16 protein-coding genes are annotated in these 18776 nt (G+C 71.2%); 11 read left to right on the top strand and 5 right to left on the bottom strand.

The features are described from left to right. The first annotated feature begins 135 nt into the window (after positions 1–135). From DEI96_RS11495 to DEI96_RS11480, 4 genes are all read left to right on the top strand, one after another. Positions 136–348 carry an SCO4848 family membrane protein gene (locus DEI96_RS11495; RefSeq protein ID WP_027466517.1) on the top strand — a complete coding sequence of 71 codons (213 nt, stop codon included), beginning with the start codon at positions 136–138 and terminating at the stop codon, positions 346–348. Positions 349–503: 155 nt separating this feature from the next. Beyond that, complete coding sequence (locus DEI96_RS11490) at positions 504–1181, top strand: response regulator transcription factor (RefSeq protein ID WP_110865386.1); 678 nt, start codon at positions 504–506, stop codon at positions 1179–1181. Further along, entirely contained in the window at positions 1174–2571 is a 1398-nt protein-coding gene (locus DEI96_RS11485; RefSeq protein WP_111024369.1) for a sensor histidine kinase, read from the top strand. Before DEI96_RS11490 ends, DEI96_RS11485 begins: the two co-directional genes overlap by 8 nt. A 49-nt stretch (positions 2572–2620) precedes the next feature. Next, positions 2621–3286, top strand: coding sequence for a PepSY domain-containing protein (locus DEI96_RS11480; RefSeq protein ID WP_181440567.1), 666 nt, complete (start codon positions 2621–2623; stop codon positions 3284–3286). A 49-nt stretch (positions 3287–3335) separates the two neighbouring features. Here the strand turns inward: DEI96_RS11480 and DEI96_RS11475 are convergent, their stop codons facing one another. Further along, positions 3336–3635 (bottom strand): hypothetical protein, encoded by a 300-nt coding sequence (locus DEI96_RS11475; RefSeq protein ID WP_128780676.1) that lies wholly within the window; start codon positions 3633–3635, stop codon positions 3336–3338. A gap of 76 nt (positions 3636–3711) precedes the next feature. Continuing rightward, the gene (locus DEI96_RS11470) at positions 3712–5244 is read right to left on the bottom strand and encodes an amino acid permease (protein ID WP_111024372.1); all 1533 of its coding nucleotides are present in this window, start codon (positions 5242–5244) and stop codon (positions 3712–3714) included. A gap of 138 nt (positions 5245–5382) precedes the next feature. On the opposite strand from DEI96_RS11470, the gene DEI96_RS11465 reads away from it, so the two are divergent. Continuing rightward, a complete protein-coding gene (locus DEI96_RS11465; protein WP_111024373.1) occupies positions 5383–6546 on the top strand; it encodes a mechanosensitive ion channel family protein in 1164 nt (387 codons plus the stop codon). Between the two features lie 123 nt (positions 6547–6669). Here DEI96_RS11465 and DEI96_RS11460 read toward each other — a convergent pair whose 3' ends face one another. Further along, positions 6670–6858: a hypothetical protein gene (locus DEI96_RS11460; protein WP_027466522.1), complete on the bottom strand. Its 189-nt coding sequence runs from the start codon at positions 6856–6858 to the stop codon at positions 6670–6672. Between the two features lie 93 nt (positions 6859–6951). Between DEI96_RS11460 and DEI96_RS11455 the strand changes: the two genes are divergently transcribed. Beyond that, positions 6952–8103, top strand: coding sequence for an SLC13 family permease (locus tag DEI96_RS11455; RefSeq protein WP_111024385.1), 1152 nt, complete (start codon positions 6952–6954; stop codon positions 8101–8103). A 51-nt stretch (positions 8104–8154) separates the two neighbouring features. Here the strand turns inward: DEI96_RS11455 and DEI96_RS11450 are convergent, their stop codons facing one another. After that, a complete protein-coding gene (locus tag DEI96_RS11450) occupies positions 8155–9126 on the bottom strand; it encodes a magnesium transporter CorA family protein (protein ID WP_111024374.1) in 972 nt (323 codons plus the stop codon). A gap of 98 nt (positions 9127–9224) precedes the next feature. Next, positions 9225–11972: a hypothetical protein gene (locus DEI96_RS11445; RefSeq protein WP_111024375.1), complete on the bottom strand. Its 2748-nt coding sequence runs from the start codon at positions 11970–11972 to the stop codon at positions 9225–9227. 249 nt (positions 11973–12221) lie between these two features. Between DEI96_RS11445 and otsA the strand changes: the two genes are divergently transcribed. The 5 genes from otsA to ilvN all read left to right on the top strand — a co-directional run bounded on the left by otsA (position 12222) and on the right by ilvN (position 18720). After that, complete coding sequence (gene otsA / locus DEI96_RS11440) at positions 12222–13814, top strand: alpha,alpha-trehalose-phosphate synthase (UDP-forming) (protein WP_071405817.1); 1593 nt, start codon at positions 12222–12224, stop codon at positions 13812–13814. After that, positions 13807–14589, top strand: a complete 783-nt coding sequence (gene otsB / locus DEI96_RS11435) for a trehalose-phosphatase (RefSeq protein ID WP_111024376.1) — start codon at positions 13807–13809, stop codon at positions 14587–14589. Before otsA ends, otsB begins: the two co-directional genes overlap by 8 nt. Positions 14590–14659: 70 nt before the next feature. Then, positions 14660–16354 carry a dihydroxy-acid dehydratase gene (gene ilvD, locus DEI96_RS11430; RefSeq protein WP_111024377.1) on the top strand — a complete coding sequence of 565 codons (1695 nt, stop codon included), beginning with the start codon at positions 14660–14662 and terminating at the stop codon, positions 16352–16354. A 45-nt stretch (positions 16355–16399) separates the two neighbouring features. Continuing rightward, complete coding sequence (locus DEI96_RS11425) at positions 16400–18223, top strand: acetolactate synthase large subunit (protein ID WP_111024378.1); 1824 nt, start codon at positions 16400–16402, stop codon at positions 18221–18223. After that, a complete protein-coding gene (gene ilvN, locus DEI96_RS11420; protein ID WP_017888842.1) occupies positions 18220–18720 on the top strand; it encodes an acetolactate synthase small subunit in 501 nt (166 codons plus the stop codon). The genes DEI96_RS11425 and ilvN overlap by 4 nt, the downstream gene beginning before the upstream one ends. The last annotated feature ends 56 nt before the right edge of the window (positions 18721–18776 follow it).

Raw genomic sequence — 18776 nt, 5'->3', positions numbered from 1 at the left:
CCGAACAGGCCGTGTACAGTCTGTAGCAAGTGCTACAGATCCTGTGGCCTGCCGGGTCGGGACTCGGCCGCGTTGGGGGCGGCCGAGCACCACCCGCCCGGCATCGTCGTCGCCGACGTTCACTAGGATCGTCCCGTGCTCGTCTTCGCCGCAGTCGTCCTGTTCATCGGCGCCGTCTTCAACGTCGTCACCTGGCCGCGCTTCTTCCAGCGCGTCGCGAAGGACTCGCGTGCCCGCGACGCCGCCGGCAAGCCGACGACGTTCTACACGGTGCACCTCGTGCTCCTGCTCATCGCGCTCGCGATCGCCGTCGCGTCCGTGATCGCCGGGATCCTGCTGCTGGTCTGAGCACGCCGGGTCGGCGGCCCTGGTCCGGACCACCGCCGGACGGGAGGCCCGTGGCGGCGCCGCCACGGGCCTCCCGTCCGCCCCGGGCACCGTCGCGAGCCGCGCTGGCGGGCCGCTTCAGCCCTGCTTCAGCGGGGCACGGCAGGATCGACCCCATGCGGGTGCTGGTGGTCGACGACGAGGTCCGGCTCGCCGACGGCGTGCGCCGCGGCCTCGAGGCCGAGGGGTGGGCGGTCGACGTCGCGAACGACGGCGTGGACGGTCTGTGGCACGCGCGTGAGTTCCGCTACGACGCGATCGTGCTCGACCTGATGATGCCGGGCCTGAGCGGCTGGGCCGTGTGCGCGCAGCTCCGCGCCGACGGCGACTGGACCCCCGTGCTCATGCTGACGGCCAAGGACGGCGAGTGGGACCAGGTCGAGGCGCTCGACGCGGGGGCCGACGACTACGTCACCAAGCCGTTCTCGCACCCGGTGCTCGTCGCACGGCTGCGGGCGCTCGTCCGACGGGGTGCCCGTGAGCGCCCCACCGTGCTGACCCTCGGCGACCTGGTGGTCGACCCCGCTGCGCGCACCGTGGCCCGCGGCGAGACCCCCGTCGAACTGACCAGCCGAGAGTTCGCCGTGCTCGAGTACCTCGCACGGCACCCGGGACAGGTCCGGTCGAAGCGCGACGTCATCGAGAACGTCTGGGACGTCGACTTCGAGGGCGACCCGAACATCGTCGAGGTGTACGTCGGGCACCTGCGCCGGAAGCTCGACCGACCGTTCGGGCGCGCCGCGATCGAGACGGTCCGTGGTGCCGGGTACCGCTTGGCGGCGGACGGTGGCTGAGCGGCCGAAGCCGCGTGCGAGCGGAGCCGCACGAAGCAGGCCACGGCGCGCCCGGTCGGTCCGGGCCCGCACCACGCTCGGCGCCGGTGCCGTTGTCCTCGCGGCACTGGTGATCGGTGCCGTCGCCTTCGTCGTCGTGCTGCGGCTCGTGCTGCTCGACGGCGTGCGGACCTCGGCCGAGGCTGGTCTCGAGCAGGTGTCCTCCCGGGTCGAGGCGGACGGTGCGGCCGCGGTGACCGGCTACGAGGACGTCCTGGTGCAGGTGATCGGCGACGGCGGTGCGGTGCTCGCACACGGCGAGGACGCCGACGGGGACGCCCTCCCGACCGCCGACGAGTCCCGGTGGACGCACGACGGCGAACGCTGGCTGCTCGTGGCGGACGACGTGGACCTGCCCGGCGGCGGCGAGGCGACGCTCGTCTACGGCGCCACGCTCGACCAGGCCGACACCGCGGTCCGCACCGCCGTCGTGCTCCTCGCCGTGGGGGTGCCCGTGCTGGTGCTCCTGCTGGTCGCGGTCACCTGGGCCGTCACCGGGCGCTCGCTGCGGCCGGTGGAACGGATGCGCACCGAGGTCGAGACGATCCGGGCGGCCCGTCCCGACGCCCGGGTCGACGTGCCGGACACCGGCGACGAGGTCGCCCGGCTCGCGAGCACCATGAACGCCATGCTCGACCGCCTCGAACGGTCCGCCGAGAGCCAGCGGCGCTTCGTGTCCGATGCCTCCCACGAACTCCGGTCGCCGATCGCGTCGATCCGGCAGCACGCCGAGGTCGCCGTCGCGCACCCGGAACGGACCGAGGTGGCGGACCTCGCTGACGTCGTCCGCTCCGAGGCGGTGCGCCTGCAGGACCTGGTGACCGGGCTGCTCGAGCTCTCCCGCCTCGACGAGGGCGGGATCCGCACGCGGCGCCCCGTCGACCTCGACGACCTGGCGCTCGACGCGGTGGCTCGGGCTCGGGCGCGGTCGACGGCCGGTGTCGCGCCGGCGCGGGACGGCGACGCCCCGACGGTGCGGGTGGACGGCTCGGCGATCTCGGCAGCGCGCGTCCTCGGTGACGAGCGCGTGCTGGCGGGGGTGGTCCGGAACCTCGTCGACAACGCCGTCCGGCACGCGAGCACACGCGTCGCCGTGTCGCTCACCGAGCACGACGGGTCCGCGGTGCTCACGGTCGACGACGACGGCACCGGCGTCCCCGAGGACGAGCGCGAGCGCGTCTTCGAGCGGTTCGTCCGTCTCGACGAGGCCCGCAGCCGCGATGCCGGCGGCGCGGGGCTCGGCCTCGCCATCGTCCGCGACGCCGTGCGGGCGCACGGCGGCGACACGACCGTGGTCGCGTCCCCGCTCGGTGGCGCACGGTTCGTCGTCCGCATCGCACTCGGCGGCTGAACAGGCGGCTTCAGGGCTGCTTCAGCACCCCGCCGCGATGCTCGTCCACATGAACTTCCGTACCCAGCACCAGAAGCCCTCCGCCCGCCGCATCGCCGCGTTCGCCGCCCTGCCGATCGTCGCGGCGCTCGCACTCACCGGGTGCGCCAGCGACGACTCCGACGACGACACCGGCTCGGCCGGCTCCGGTTCGGTCGGCTCGTCGGCGACGGACTCGGCCGGCACCGGCACCGGCACCGGCACCGGCACGTCGTCGTCCGGCTCGGCGTCCGCCGGCTCGAACAAGGCCCTGCTCGCCGCCGTCGCCACCGCACGCGGTGAGGTGGGCTCGGGCACCGTCATCTCGGTCGAGCAGGAGCAGGGCGCCTCCGCCTACGAGGTCCTGGTCGTGACGAAGGACGGCACCGAGCACGAGGTGCACACGAACGCCGACGGTTCCGCGGTCGCCGGCACCCCGCAGACCGAGGCCGCCGACGCCGATGACAAGGCCGAGCACGAGCGCTTCGTCGCCGCCGCCGACCTGAGCGTCAAGCAGGCCGTCGACGCCTTCCAGGACCTGCACGCGGGGACCGTGACCGAGCTCGGACTCGACGACCACGTCGGCACGGTCGTCTGGGAGGGTGACGTGCTCGACTTGTCCGGAACCAAGCACAGCGTGCGCATCGACGCCGGCTCCGGTGACGTCGTCACCGACCGCGTCGACACCGACGACTGACCCGGACCCCCGGGCAACCGGGCAACCGGGCAACCGGGGCCCGGCGCCCTCAGGACTCCAGCGGCGGGCCGAGCACCTTCCGGATCGCCAGCGCAGCGAGCTGCTCGTCCGGGGTGTCGAGCAGCACCCGGTAGGTGTCCTGCCCGGCGATGAACTCGACGCAGACGGCGTCCTCGTCGCACGGTCCGAGGCGCCACCCCTGCACCGCGTCCATCGGCACCACGGTGCGCGTCTCGCGCTGGTAGTCGGTCTCGGCCTCGAGACGATCCGCGAACACCCGGAGGCGTCCGTAGGCACCTCGCCAGCTGAGCTGCAGGTCGAGGGTGGGAGAAGGAGAGCGGTCCGGCACCCGCTGATGGTAGCGACGGGTGCCGGACCGCTCGTGTTCGGCGCTGGGGCCTTGCGTTCCGGGGACAAGCGGAGCGCTAGCTCCCGTCGCCGTCGCGTCGCACCGAGGCGGCGGGGTTGCGGACGCCGATCGGGTACGGGCCCGTGACGCCCTCGCGCAGGGCGGCGATGCGCAGGATGCGGTCACGCTGCAGGAACCAGCCGACGACGAGCAGCGGGATGATGATGACGAGCGACGCGATCGTGTACGTGCCGACGGGGTAGTCGATCGCCATCAGGACGATGACCGAGGCGAGGAACGCCAGGGTCAGCCAGGCGGTGACCGGCGCCCCGGGGAGCTTGAACGAGGGTTCCTTCGCGAGCCCCTGCTTGGCCCACTGGCGCAGCCGCATCTGGCACAGGATGATCGTGCCCCACGCGGTGATGATGCCGAGGCTGGCGATGTTCAGCGCGATCTCGAACGCCTGCTTCGGGACGAAGTAGTTCAGCACGACGCCCGCGACGGTGAACGCCGCGGTGAGCAGGATGCCGGCGTAGGGGACGCCGCCCTTCGACATCTTCGTGGTCCACTTCGGCGCCGAACCGTTCATGCCCATCGAGTGGAGCGCGCGTCCGGTGGAGTACAGGCCGGCGTTCAGCGACGACAACGCGGCGGTGAGCACGACGAAGTTCATGATGCCGCCGACGATCGCGCCGACGTGCGGGTTGCCGAGCGACGAGAAGAACGTCACGAAGGGGCTCTCGCCCTCCTTGTAGGCCGTGTACGGCAGCAGCAGGGAGAGCAGGATGATCGATCCGACGTAGAAGACCGCGATGCGGAAGACGACGGAGTTGATCGCGCGCGGGATGACCTTCTCGGCGTTCTGCGTCTCACCCGATGCCGTGCCGACGAGTTCGATCGCGGCGTAGGCGAAGACGACACCCTGGATCACGATGACCGCGGGGAGCAGCCCGTTCGGGAACAGCCCGCCGTTGTCGCCCCAGATCGTGAAGCCGGTCCGGACGGCCTCGCCACCGGCCTCGACGGGGAACGCGAAGACGAGCCAGATGATCGCGACGAGGAGGAACGCCACGAGCGCGGCGACCTTGATCAGGGCGAACCAGAACTCGAGCTCGCCGAACACCTTCACGGCGACCATGTTCGCCGCGAGGACGACGATCAGGGCGATCAGCGCGAGCAGCCACTGCGGCGCCGCGGTGAAGGCCGACCAGTACTGCAGGTAGATCGCGACGGCGGTGGTGTCGACGATCGAGGTCATCGCCCAGTTCAGGAAGTACATCCAGCCGGCGGCGTACGCGAACTTCTCGCCGTAGAACTCGCGGGCGTACGAGATGAACGACCCCGAGGACGGGCGGTGCAGCACCAGCTCGCCCAGGGCCCGCAGGATGAAGAAGGCGAAGATCCCGGCGACCAGGTAGGTCAGCGCGAGCGCGGGGCCCGCGGTGTGCAGGCGTCCACCGGCACCGAGGAAGAGGCCGGTGCCGATCGCGCCGCCGATCGCGATCATCTGCAGTTGCCGGGGCTTCAGACCGTGCTGGTAGCCCTCCTGCTCGTGCGAGAAGTCGTTCGCCGGCGCTCGGTTGCCACCCGTGTCGTTCTGCGCTGTCATGCGAGAGAACCTACATGCGCACCGGACCGGGGCGTCACGCAAACCCCGGCTCGGTCGAACCGCAGCTGCTGAACGTCCGCACAGCCGACGGCGGCCCGAACCTGAACGACGACCGTCGTCCGTTGCTTGCATGGAGGGATGGACATCCTCCTCCGACTCCTCGTCGCGATCGGGTTCGCCCTGCTCGTGACCGCCGTCGTCGCCCTCGTCCTGCACCTGGTCCTCCGGGCGATCGCGCGCCGGGAACGGTGGGCCGGCGTGCTCTCACGCCGGACGAAGCACCCCTTCCGCACCGTGCTGCTGGTGGTCCTGCTCTGGATCGCGTTCACGTCGAGCATCCCGCGGAACCCCGACGCCTACCCGTGGCGCGACGAGGTCGTGCACGGCTTCCTCATCGTCACGATCGCGGTCGGCTGCTGGCTCGCGTGCCACGTCGCGATCTTCCTCGAGGACCTCGGGCTGCACCGCTTCCGCATCGACGTCCCCGACAACCGGCAGGCGCGTCGCATCCGCACCCAGGTGCTCATCATCCGGCGCCTCACCGTCGCCCTGCTCGTCATCATCGCGGTCGGCGCGATCCTGCTGACCTTCGACGGGGTCGAGGCCGCGGGCGCGAGCGTGCTCGCCAGCGCCGGCCTCATCTCCGTGGTCGCGGGCCTCGCCGCGCAGTCCACGCTCGGCAACGTGTTCGCCGGCATGCAGCTGGCGTTCTCCGGGTCGATCCGGGTCGACGACGTCGTCGTGGTCGAGCAGCAGTGGGGACGGATCGAGGAGATCACGCTGACCTACGTCGTCGTGCACCTGTGGGACGACCGTCGGTTCGTGCTGCCGTCGACGTACTTCACGAGCACGCCGTTCGAGAACTGGACCCGGACCGGCAGCGAACTGCTCGGTGCCGTCGAGTTCGACCTCGACTGGCGGGTGAGCCCGGCGGACATGCGGGCGGAGCTCGACCGGATCCTCGACACCTCGACGATCTGGGACCGCCGGGTCAAGGTGCTCCAGGTCACGGACGCCGTCGGAGGACTGGTCCGGGTTCGCATCCTCGTGACGGCCCCCGACGCCGGCGGCCTGTTCGACCTCCGCTGCTACGTCCGCGAGGAGATGGTCGAGTGGATCCAGCGCACCCACCCGGACGCCCTGCCGGTCCAGCGGGTGCAGCTCACCCAGCCGGGTGCGGCGGCACCGCGCCGACGCGGACGTCCGGCAGAGGGGGACTCGCAGCTGTTCGGTGACGACGAGCGCGGCGCGCTCTTCACCGGACCGATCCAGACGTCCGGCATCCCGGAGTCCGAGCGTTGACCCGGTGACGTGACCGCGTGCCGTGCACGGGACGGACGACGGACGGGAGGCCCGGTGCCAGCTGGCACCGGGCCTCCCGTCCGTCAGGCCGGTCGCGTCCGCGACCCCCTGCCGCGTCTCGAGCTACTGGCGCGCCTTGACCGCGCGGTCGTCCTCGACGACCGTGCCGATCGCCACGATCGTCGTGGCGAGCCACGCGACCCAGGTCAGCGCGAGCCGCCAGTCACGCGGTCCCTGGCGGGTGGTCTGCAGCACGCTGTAGCCGCTGATGAGCGAACTCCACACCGCACCGTTGAACATGAACTTGCGCACAGAGGCCTCCTGTCGTCGTGCTGACAACGCTACCGGCCCGTACATTGGAGCGCCGCCGGTCACCCTGCCGCGGTGTCTGCCGGAGGAGTGTTCGTGCGTCAAGCGGTCATCGGAGCGGCCCTGCTCGTGGTCGGCGCGGTCTGCGTCGTGTTCGGGCTGCTGCCCCTCGACGACCTCGCCGTGCTCGCCGACCGGGTCCTGCCGGTCCTCGGGTTCGTGCTCGGGCTGACCGTCGTCGCCGAGCTCGCCGCGGACGCCGGGGTGTTCGACCGCCTCGCCGACGTCGCCGCCCGGGTCGGTGGCGGGCGCACCATCGGCCTCTGGGGCGCGGTCGTCGTGCTCGCCGTGCTCTGCACCGTCTTCCTGTCGATCGACACCACCGCGGTGCTCCTCACCCCCATCGTCATCTCGCTCGCACGGCGCGTGGGGCTGCCCCCGATGCCGTTCGCCCTGACCACGGTCTGGCTCGCGAACACGGCCTCGCTGCTGCTGCCGGTGTCGAACCTGACGAACCTGCTCGCCGTCGACCGGATGGGGCTCGGCGGCCCGCTGCCGTTCGCCGGGCTGATGGCCTGGCCCGCGGTCGCCGGGGTGGTCGTGCCGTGCGTCGTCCTGCTCGTGGTGTTCCGCGGCAAGCTGTTCGGCCGCTACTCGCCGGTGTCCGTCCGCACGCCGAAGGACCCGGTGTTCTTCTGGGCTGCCTCCGCGGTGCTCGTCGCGCTCGTCGTCGCCCTGACGGCCGGGGTGACCGTGTGGATCGCCGCGGTCCTGGCCGCCGTGGTGCTCGTCTTGGTCGCGGCGTTCCGGTCACCGTCCGAACTCCGGGTGTCCCGCGTGCCGTGGTCGACCCTGCTGTTCGCCGCCGGGCTCTTCGTGGTGGTCGAGGCGCTGCACACGACGGGCATCACCGACCCGATCGTGCACGCGCTGCAGGGCGGCACCGGGGCCGGTCCGCTGCTGCTGCTCGGCGGTGCGGGCGCGGTCGCCGCGAACGGCATCGACAACCTGCCGGCCTACCTGGTGCTCGAACCGGCCGCCGGGCACGAGGCCGTCCGGTACGCGGCACTGCTCATCGGCGTCAACGCCGGCTGCCTCATCACGCCGTGGGCCTCGCTCGCGACGCTGCTGTGGCACGCACGGCTGTCGGCCGAGGGCGTGCACCTGTCCTGGGGCCGGTACATGGCGCTCGGGTGCGTCGTCGCGCCGCTCACCGTGGTCGCCGGGGTCCTGGCGCTCGCGATCTGACGCCGGCGGAGCCCGGTGCCGAGGCGGTGCCGGTACCGGTGCCGTGCGCGGTCAGAGCCAGTCGCGGGTCTTGAAGACGCGGTAGAGCACGAGCGACGACGCGGTGATGATCGCGAGCGAGGCCCAGAGACCACTCCAGGCGCCCTCGCCCGGGAACTTCACGTTCTGCCCGAAGAAGCTCGTCACACCGGTGGGGATCGCGATGATCGCCGCCCAGCTCGTGACCTTCTTCATGACGGTGTTCTGCCGGTTCGACGCCAGGTTCAGGGTCGTGTCGAGCACGCTCGACACGGCGTCACGGAGCTGTTCGACGGAGTCGGCGATCGAGACGAGGTGGTCCTCGACGTCGCGGAAGTACGGCCGGATGCCGTTCGAGATCGTCTCCGCGTCACCGTGCAGCAACGAGGCGACGCTGTCCCGCGTCGGGACGACCAGCCGTCGGAGCACCCCGAGGGTCTTGCGGAGCCGGAACGACCGCCGCTGGATCTGCTGCTCGCGGGGGTCCCCCGGTTCGAACAGGTCGTCCTCGAGCGCATCGATCTGTCGTTCGAGGTCCTCGACGGTGTCGGTGGCCCGGTCGACGACCGCGTCGAGCAGCGCCCAGACGAGCCAGGGCACGCCGTGTTCGGCGATGTCGGAGTTCGCCGTGAGCCGGTGCTCCATCGGGGTGGTGTCGACGTCGGACCCGTGGATGGTGACGAGCGCCCGTTCGGTGACGAAGGCCTTGACCTCGTGCGTGATCAGGTCACCCTCGTCGTCCGTGCCGCCCACGTCGTAGACGACCAGGAACAGGCTGTCCCGGTACCGGTCGAGCTTCGGCCGCTGTCCGTGCTCGACGGCGTCCTCGACCGCGAGCGCATGGATGCCGAGCTCCTCCTCGATCTGCTCGAGGTCGGCCGCCGTCGGGTCGGTGTAGTCGATCCAGACGAAGGTGTCCGGGTCGGCGACGAGGTCGGAGATCCGGTCGACGGGGAAGTCCCGTTCGACCGTGTCGCCCTTGCACCACGCCCGTGTCCTGACCATGCTCGTCAGCCTACTGAGACGGCCGACCCGGGATCTCCCGGGTCGGCCGTCGTGGTGCTGCGGAGCCGTCAGCCGGCTCCTGCTCAGCCGGCTCCTGCTCAGTAGGCGGAGACGAGCTTGCCGTCCTCCACCTTCAGGTACTGGTTCACATCGAACGAGTCCTCGCCGCGCTTCTTGTCACCGAGGTACGAGGTGTAGCTGTACGAGACGCTCCCGTCCTTCGTGCTCGTCACCATCACGGTGCCGGCGCGGGACGCCTCGACCTCCAGCTCGGGCATCGACGTGACGTCGTACTGCACGCCGCCGTCGGCGTCGTAGGGCCCGTACCAGGGGCAGCCGCTCAGGGCCCGGAGCTCGGTCTTCTCGGCGCAGTCGTCGATGAGGTCGGTCACGTACTGCTCGGCGTCCTGCTCGAGTGCCTTGGTCGCCTTCGGCGCGAAGTCGACGTAGCCCGACGTGACCGCACCCACGGCGACCTTCTCGGTGCCGCCGGTGAAGTACTTCGTCCCGCCGACCGAGACCTGGTAGGTGCCGGGGTAGGCGAGGGACGTGAACTTGCCGTCGCTGATCTTCCCGATCTCCTTGCCGCCGACGGTCACCGGAGCACCCTCGAGGACGTCGGAGGCCGTCAGGGTCACCTGCTGGGCAAGCGGCTGCGTGACACGCCACTCGTCCTTCACCAGGAACGAGGTGCCCGTGCGCCGCAGCGACACCTGGCCGGAGCGGTTCTTGCCGTCCTGGGTGTAGCTCAGGGTGGCGATGGCGGTGTCACCGGTCCGGGCGACCCGGCCGACGCGGATGTCCGACGGGCGGTCCTTCGCACTCCCGAGCACCTTCGAGTCGAGCATCGCTGCGTCGTCGGGGATCTCGCTCAGGTCGGCGGCGGTGTCGGCGTCACCGCTGGCGATGGCCTGCACGTAGGACTTCACGGTCGGTGCCGGACCCCAGACGTTGGCGCGGAGGACGCTCGTCGTGACCGCACCGGCGATGACGACGACGATGACGGCGCCACCGGCGATGAGCGAACGGACCAGGATCTTCTTGGCCCGCGGGGACATCGGTGCCGGAGCGGGGGCACCACCGCCGATGAACGGCTGCGACCCGTCGGCCGGTGGTGCGCCGTACGGGGGCAGCGTGCCGTAGGGCGGCTGCGACCCGGCCGCCGGCTGCGCGCCGGAGATCGACTGCACGCCGTACGCGGGCTCCTGGGCGGGCCCGGCCGGCGGGTACGGCACGTGCTGGTCGGCGGCCGGGGGAGTGTTCCACGCGGCGGCAGCCGGTGCGTCGGCGGCGGCAGGAGCGCCGGGCGCACCGGGCGTGGCCGGGTCGACGGTCGCGGTGGGCGCGACGGGCGCACCCGGGCCGGCGGCGGGCCCGGCCGGGAACGCCGGCGGCACGACGGGGCGGGGGTCCGCTCCGACCAGGCGGGACGTCCGGAGCACCACGGCTCCGCCGAGGCGGGGCAGGAGCACCGGGGCGAGGTACCGGGCGACGACCTCGATCGCGCCGCCCCACAGGGCGAAGACGATCGGCGTCCACGGTGCGATGCCGATCGACCCCGACCCGTCCACGGAGCTCGTGCTGCTCACCTGGTACGAGACGACGCCGGTGCCGAGGACGAAGCAGAGCAGACCGAGTGCGAACCACACCAGCGGCGTGACGACCCAGTCGAGCGTCGTGCGGATCCGGTCGTTGCGGCGGACGGCGAGGGCGAGCCCGGCCGCGACCGAGGTGACGACGACGAACAGCACGACGAGCCAGGTCCAGCCGCCGGCTCCGCCGAACACGGAGGCGGTGTCGCTGGCGGACCCGAAGCCGGACGTCCCCACACCACCGAAGAACCCGAGCGCGGTCAGTCCGATCGCGACGTTCCCGAGCAGCAGCGGCAACGCGGAGCCGTAGGACGGCTGGGCGATCAGGGCGACGACGATGACGACGAGGGCGACCAGCACGACGAGGACCGTGAGCTGCGACGCGGCGACCCGGAGCGTGCCGAGCAGGCGGGCGGTGAAGACGTTGCGCCCGGCGAGGACGGAGGGCCGGGCGAGGAGTGCCGCCAGGGCCCCGATGACGAACGCACCGATGATGCTGCCGAAACCGACGGCGTGCACCGGCTCGATGACCGCGCCGGACACCGACGGGAACCGGATCGCGAAGAGGCCGGCCGCGACGTTCGTGAGCACGGTGGTGACGAGGCCGGAGACCACCGCGGTGACGAGCACCTGCGTGCGGCCGAGGCCACGCGTGCGGATCCGGCGGGTGAGCACGACGGCCAGGACGACCTGCGCGGCGAGCACCAGCGCAGGCACCACGGCGAGCGAGCCCGAGCCGGAACCGAGGAACCCGATCGACCCGGACAGGTGCAGTCGGCCGAGGTCGGCGAGGGCCACGAGCTGCGCCGGCGCGCCGAGCAGGACGCTCACGCCGGAGAGCAGGGACTCCACGTCGGGAGCCGAGCCCGCGCCGAGGTCGGTGCCGGACCCGGTGGACGGAGCGGCCGACCCGCTGCCGCCCGACGCGAGCAGTCCGACGGTGATGAGCAGCGAGAGCCCGGCGACGACGTACGCCGCGACCCAGCCGCCGACGGCGGCGAGCACGGCCGCCAGCCAGTCGCGACCGGACACGGACCGCAGGAAGCGACCGAACGCATCGGACGGCTGCGCGGCGGGGGCGGGCTGACCCGACCACTGCTGCGGGCCTCCAGGCTGCTGCTGCCAGGCGGGCTGGCCGTTCCAGGCAGGCTGGCCGGAAGCGGGCTGGCCGTTCCAGGCGGGCTGGCCGGTACCGGGCTGGCCCGGACCGGGCTGCGACGGCGGGACGGGCTGGTTGGGCGGGTTCTCGCTCACGGCTGGGGGTCCTCTCCGACCGGGAGGCCGGCGCCGCACTCCAGCACCCGTGTCCCCCCGACACGTGCCTGCAGCGTAGCGGACCCGCCGATCCGCCGTGAATACGCTGTCCCCACGCTGGTAACTTCGGCAGCGCACCCGGCGCAGCACGCCGGACCACCCGGCGCACCACGCCGGCCGTCGCACCCGACGCACGACGCACCCGACGCACCCGGCCCCGGCCGGGCGGAACGGAGATCACACCACCCCATGCCTGCAGACCGCACCGAACAGACCCGCTACTCGTTCGTCGTCGCCTCCAACCGACTCCCGGTTGACCGCGTCGTCGACCAGGACGGCAACGAGGGCTGGCGGCACTCGCCGGGCGGCCTCGTCACCGCCCTCGAACCCGTGATGCGCGCGAACGACGGAGCCTGGGTCGGCTGGGTGGGGCAGGCCGAGGTCGAGGTCGCACCGTTCGACAACGAGGGCATCCACATCGTCCCCGTCCCACTCTCCGACGACGACGTCGAGGAGTACTACGAGGGCTTCAGCAACGACACGCTCTGGCCGCTGTACCACGACGTCATCGAGCACCCGAGCTACCACCGTGACTGGTGGAACGCGTACAAGCGCGTGAACGAGCGCTTCGCCGCGCAGATCGCCGAGATCGTCGAGCAGGACGGCATCGTCTGGGTGCAGGACTACCAGCTGCAGCTCGTGCCGGCCCTGCTCCGCGCCAAGCGCCCCGACCTGACGATCGGCTTCTTCAACCACATCCCGTTCCCGCCGGTCGGCATCTACGCGCAGCTGCCGTGGCGTGCGCAGATCCTCGACGGGCTGCTCGGCGCCGACGTCATCGGCTTCCAGCGCCACGACGACGCCAGCGACTTCCTCCGAGCGGTCCGCCACATCAAGGGCTACACGACCAAGGGCACCACGATCGACGTCCCGGTGGACGACCCGGCAGCCCCGCGCAGCCGCAAGGGCATCACGGTCCGCCACGTCGAGGCCAGGCACTTCCCGATCTCCATCGACGCCGAGAGCTTCGAGGCGATCGCCCGCAAGCCCGAGGTGCAGGAGCGTGCGCGCGAGATCCGCGAGAGCCTCGGCAACCCGAAGACGGTGCTGCTCGGCGTCGACCGGCTCGACTACACCAAGGGCATCCGCCACCGCATCAAGGCGTTCGGCGAGCTGGTGGAGGACGGCCGCATCGCGGTCGAGGACGCCACCCTGATCCAGGTGGCGAGCCCGAGCCGCGAGCGTGTCGACTCGTACGCTGCGCTCCGTGACGAGATCGAGCTGAGCGTCGGCCGCATCAACGGCGACCTCGGCGTCATCGGCCACCAGCCGATCTCGTACCTGCACCACGGCTACCCACGCGAGGAGATGGTGGCGCTCTACTTGGCCGCCGACATCATGCTCGTCACCGCATTGCGCGACGGCATGAACCTCGTCGCGAAGGAGTACGTCGCCGCCCGCTTCGACAACGACGGGGTGCTCATCCTGTCCGAGTTCGCCGGTGCCGCCGACGAGCTCAAGCAGGCCGTGATCGTCAACCCGCACGACATCGGTGCGCTCAAGGACTCGATCGAGCGCGCCATCCAGATGCCGCGTCGCGAGCGGTCGACGCGCATGCGCGCGCTCCGCAAGCGCGTCCGCGACAACGACGTGGCGCGCTGGTCGCGCTCGTTCCTCGAGGCGCTCGACCGGCACGCGCCGCGGAACGCCCAGATCGACCCGTCCGCCGCCGACCCGCGCGAACAGCACCGTGAGGCGCAGACCGACAACATGTCGATCTTCGACCAGGACGCGCAGTCCGCCAGGGCTGCCGAGGACACCCGGGAGGCACGTGATGACTGAGACCACCACCGACCAGTCCGCCATCGACGCGGCCCTCGAGACGCTCGCGGCTGCGCCGCGACTGATCGTCGCCCTCGACTTCGACGGCACGCTGGCCCCCTTCGCCGACGACCCCTCGCAGGTCGGGGCGCTGCCCGGGTCGTGGGCCGCGGTCCTGACCCTGCACCGTGCGAAGGACACCGAGGTGGTGCTCGTGTCCGGGCGTCCCCTCGGCAGCCTGGCCGCGGTGACCCACGCGCCCGAGGACATGGCGCTCGTCGGCTCGCACGGTGTCGAGTGGCGCGTGGCCGGCCACGACGAGGCCGCGCTGTCCGATGACGAGGTCGAGCGTGTGGCACGGATCGGTGCGGCGCTCGACGCGGTCGGCGAACGGTTCCCGGGTGTCGTCATCGAGCACAAGCCCGCCGGGCACGGGGTGCACACGCGCCGTGTCTCCGCCGAGGTCGCGGCCGAGGCGAACGCGGCGGCGAGCCGCGCGGCGCACGAGGCCGACCCCGAGGTGCTCGAGCGCGGTGGCAAGGACATCGTCGAGTTCGCGGTGCGCCACGTCACGAAGGGCGACGCGATCGCCCGGCTCCGCGACCTGCACGGTGCCGACGCGGTGTTCTTCGCCGGCGACGACGTCACCGACGAGGACGCCTTCCGCGTGCTCGGCGACGGCGACGTCGGGGTGAAGGTCGGGCCGGGGGAGACCCGCGCCGGGTACCGCATCGCCGACCCGGCGGCCCTGACCGGGGTCCTGAAGCAGCTGGCGAGGCTCCGCGCCACCCGCTGATCGCGGCCCCGGAGCATGAGAAAGCACGGGGGTGCACGGCTGGTATCCCAAACCGTCCTAGACTCATCCCATGCCTGATATCGACGTCAAGCCGCGCAGCCGGGTCGTCACCGACGGGATCGAAGCAACCACCTCGCGTGGCATGCTGCGGGCCGTCGGTATGGGAGACGAGGACTGGAGCAAGCCGCAGATCGGCATCGCGTCCTCGTGGAACGAGATCACGCCGTGCAACCTGTCGCTCGACCGCCTCGCACAGGGTGCGAAGGAGGGCGTGCACTCCGGTGGCGGCTACCCGCTGCAGTTCGGCACCATCTCCGTCTCGGACGGCATCTCGATGGGCCACGAGGGCATGCACTTCTCCCTCGTCTCGCGTGAGGTCATCGCGGACAGCGTCGAGACCGTCGTCAACGCCGAGCGCCTCGACGGCACGGTCCTGCTCGCCGGCTGCGACAAGTCGCTGCCCGGCATGCTGATGGCCGCCGCACGCCTCGACCTGGCGAGCGTGTTCCTCTACGCCGGTTCGGTCATGCCGGGCTACGTGAAGCAGGCGGACGGCACGATGAAGGAAGTCACGATCATCGACTCCTTCGAGGGTGTCGGTGCCTGCAAGGCCGGCACGATGAGCGAGGAAGAGCTCAAGAAGATCGAGTGCGCCATCGTCCCGGGCGAGGGTGCCTGCGGTGGCATGTACACGGCGAACACGATGGCCTCCGTCGCCGAGGCCCTCGGCATGTCGCTCCCGGGCTCCGCAGCTCCGCCGAGCGCGGACCGTCGCCGTGACTACTACGCGCACCGCTCCGGCGAGGCTGTGGTGAACATGCTCGAGCACGGCATCACCGCGCGGCAGATCCTCACCAAGGAAGCCTTCGAGAACGCCATCGCCGTCGCGATGGCCCTCGGCGGCTCGACCAACGTCATCCTGCACCTGCTCGCGATCGCCTACGAGGCCGAGGTCGAGCTGTCGCTGGACGACTTCAACCGCATCGGTTCCAAGGTCCCGCACCTTGCCGACATGAAGCCCTTCGGCAAGTACGTCATGGTCGACGTCGACCGCAACGGGGGCATCCCCGTGATCATGAAGGCGCTGCTCGACGCGGGCCTGCTGCACGGCGACTGCATGACGGTGACGGGCAAGACCGTCGCCGAGAACCTGGCCGAGATCGACCCGCCGGCACTCGACGGCGAGGTCTTCCGCACGCTCGACAACCCGATCCACGAGACCGGTGGCCTCACCGTCCTGCAGGGCTCCTTCGCCCCCGAGGGTGCCGTGGTGAAGACCGCGGGCTTCGACGCCTCCGTCTTCGAGGGCCCTGCCCGCGTGTTCGACCGCGAACGCGCGGCGATGGACGCTCTGACCGAGGGCGGGATCGAGAAGGGCGACGTCGTCGTCATCCGCTACGAGGGCCCCAAGGGCGGCCCGGGCATGCGCGAGATGCTCGCCATCACCGCGGCCATCAAGGGCGCGGGCCTCGGCAAGGATGTACTACTCTTGACCGACGGTCGATTCTCAGGCGGCACAACCGGCCTGTGCATCGGCCACATCGCACCGGAAGCAGTGGACGCAGGTCCAGTCGCTTTCGTTCGTGATGGCGACCGCATCCGTGTCGACATCGCGGCTCGCTCGCTCGACCTACTGGTCGACCCGGCCGAGCTGGAGGCCCGCCGTGACGGCTGGGCCCCGCTGCCCCCGCGCTACACCCGCGGAGTCCTCGCGAAGTACGCCAAGCTCGTGAAGTCCGCCGCCCAGGGCGCGGTCACGGGCTAGCGTCCGACACCCGCACCACCGCCACCACTCAGGCAAGGACCACTCATGCCCACGGAAGCAACTCCGTTGTCCGCGGCCGCCGGTGCACGCCGGTCGCCGGAGATCCTCACCGGCTCGGGAGCCGTCCTCCGGACGCTCGAGCACCTCGGGATCACCGACGTCTTCGGCCTGCCCGGCGGCGCGATCATCCCGTTCTACGACGAGCTGATGGCGTCGACCACGATCCGCCACATCCTCGTCCGTCACGAGCAGGGCGCCGGCCACGCCGCCGAGGGCTACGCCTCGTCGTCCGGCAAGGTCGGCGTCGCCATCGCCACGTCGGGCCCCGGCGCGACGAACCTCGTCACGGCCATCGCCGACGCCTACATGGACTCGGTGCCGTTCATCGCGATCACCGGTCAGGTGTTCTCGACGCTGATGGGCACCGACGCGTTCCAGGAAGCCGACATCGTCGGCATCACGATGCCCATCACGAAGCACTCGTTCCTGGTCACCGACCCGGCCGACGTGCCGGCGACCCTCGCCGCGGCGCACCTCATCGCGACGACCGGTCGGCCCGGCCCCGTGCTGGTGGACATCACGAAGGACGCCCAGCAGAAGTCGGCGCCCTACGTGTGGCCGCCCAAGATCGACCTGCCCGGCTACCGCCCGGTGACCAAGGCGCACGGCAAGCAGATCACCGCGGCGGCGCAGCTGCTGTCCGAGGCGAAGCGCCCGGTGCTCTACGTCGGCGGCGGCGTCATCCGCTCCCGCGCGACCGCCGAGCTCCTCCGCTTCGCCGAGGCGACCGGTGCGCCGGTCGTCACGACCCTGATGGCGCGCGGCGCGTTCCCGGACTCGCACCCGCAGCACCTCGGCATGCCCGGCATGCACGGCACGGTGCCCGCGGTGCTCGGCCTGCAGGACAGCGACCTCATCGTCGCCCTCGGGGCACGCTTCGACGACCGCGTGACCGGCAAGGCCGACGAGTTCGCCCCGGACGCCAAGGTCGTGCACGTCGACATCGACCCGGCCGAGATCTCGAAGATCCGCTTCGCCGACGTCCCGATCGTCGGTGACGCCCGCGAGGTCCTGGTCGACCTGCTCGACGCCTGGGGTGGCATCGCCGTCGAGGACCGCGCGTCGACCGACGAGTGGTGGGCGAAGCTCCACCAGCTCAAGACCGACTTCCCGCTCGGGTACGCCGAGCCGACCGACGGACTCCTCGCGCCGCAGGGCATCATCAAGCGCATCGGTGAGCTCTCCGGTCCCGAGGCCGTCTACGCCTCCGGTGTCGGCCAGCACCAGATGTGGTCCGCGCAGTTCATCAAGTACGAGCGGCCCAACGCCTGGCTCAACTCCGGTGGTGCCGGCACCATGGGCTACTCGGTCCCCGCGGCCATGGGCGCGAAGGTCGCCCAGCCGGACCGGGTGGTCTGGGCGATCGACGGCGACGGCTGCTTCCAGATGACGAACCAGGAGCTCGCGACCTGCGTCATCAACGACATCCCGATCAAGGTCGCGATCATCAACAACTCGTCGCTCGGCATGGTCCGGCAGTGGCAGACGCTGTTCTACGACGGTCGGCACTCCTTCACCGACCTCGAGACGGGGCACGCCTCGCGCCGCGTCCCGGACTTCGTGAAGCTGGCCGACGCCTACGGTGCCCTCGGCATCCGCGTCGAGAAGGCCGACGAGGTCGACGCCGCGATCGAGCTCGCCCTCGCGACCAACGACCGCCCGGTGGTGATCGACTTCGTCGTGAGCCGTGACTCGATGGTGTGGCCGATGGTCCCGCAGGGCGTCAGCAACTCGTCCATCGAGTACGCCCAGGCACTCGCGCCCACCTGGGACGACGAGGACGCCGACATGACGGGAGAAACCGCATGAGCCACGTCCTCTCCCTCCTCGTGGAGGACAAGCCCGGTCTGCTGACCCGTGTGGCCGGACTCTTCGCGCGCCGCGGGTTCAACATCGAGTCGCTCGCCGTCGGCAACACCGAGGTGGACGGCCTCAGCCGGATCACCGTCGTCGTCGACGTCGAGGACCTCCCGCTGGAACAGGTGACGAAGCAGCTCAACAAGCTGGTGAACGTCATCAAGATCGTCGAACTGGACTTCTCGCAGTCGGTCCAGCGCGAGCACATGCTCGTGAAGGTGCGCGTCGACAACCAGACGCGCTCGGCGGTGCTCGAAGCAGTGAACCTGTTCCGTGCCCAGGTCGTCGACGTGGCGACCGACTCCCTGATCGTCGAGGTGACCGGCGACCCCGGCAAGATCCAGGCGATCCTCCGCGTGCTCGAGCCCTACGGCGTCAAGGAGCTCGCCCGCGCGGGCCTCCTCGGCATGGGCCGCGGACCGAAGAGCATCACCGACCGGGTGCGCTGAGCGCCCGTCACACCCCTCCCGGGCGCCGATGGTGCCCGGCACAGACCACAGAACCA

Origin of the sequence: Curtobacterium sp. MCLR17_031, from assembly GCF_003234775.2 — a bacterium.
In the GTDB taxonomy this organism is placed as follows: domain Bacteria; phylum Actinomycetota; class Actinomycetes; order Actinomycetales; family Microbacteriaceae; genus Curtobacterium; species Curtobacterium flaccumfaciens.
Note: the sequence above shows the minus strand (reverse complement) of the source record. Positions and strands in the feature narration are given on the sequence as shown.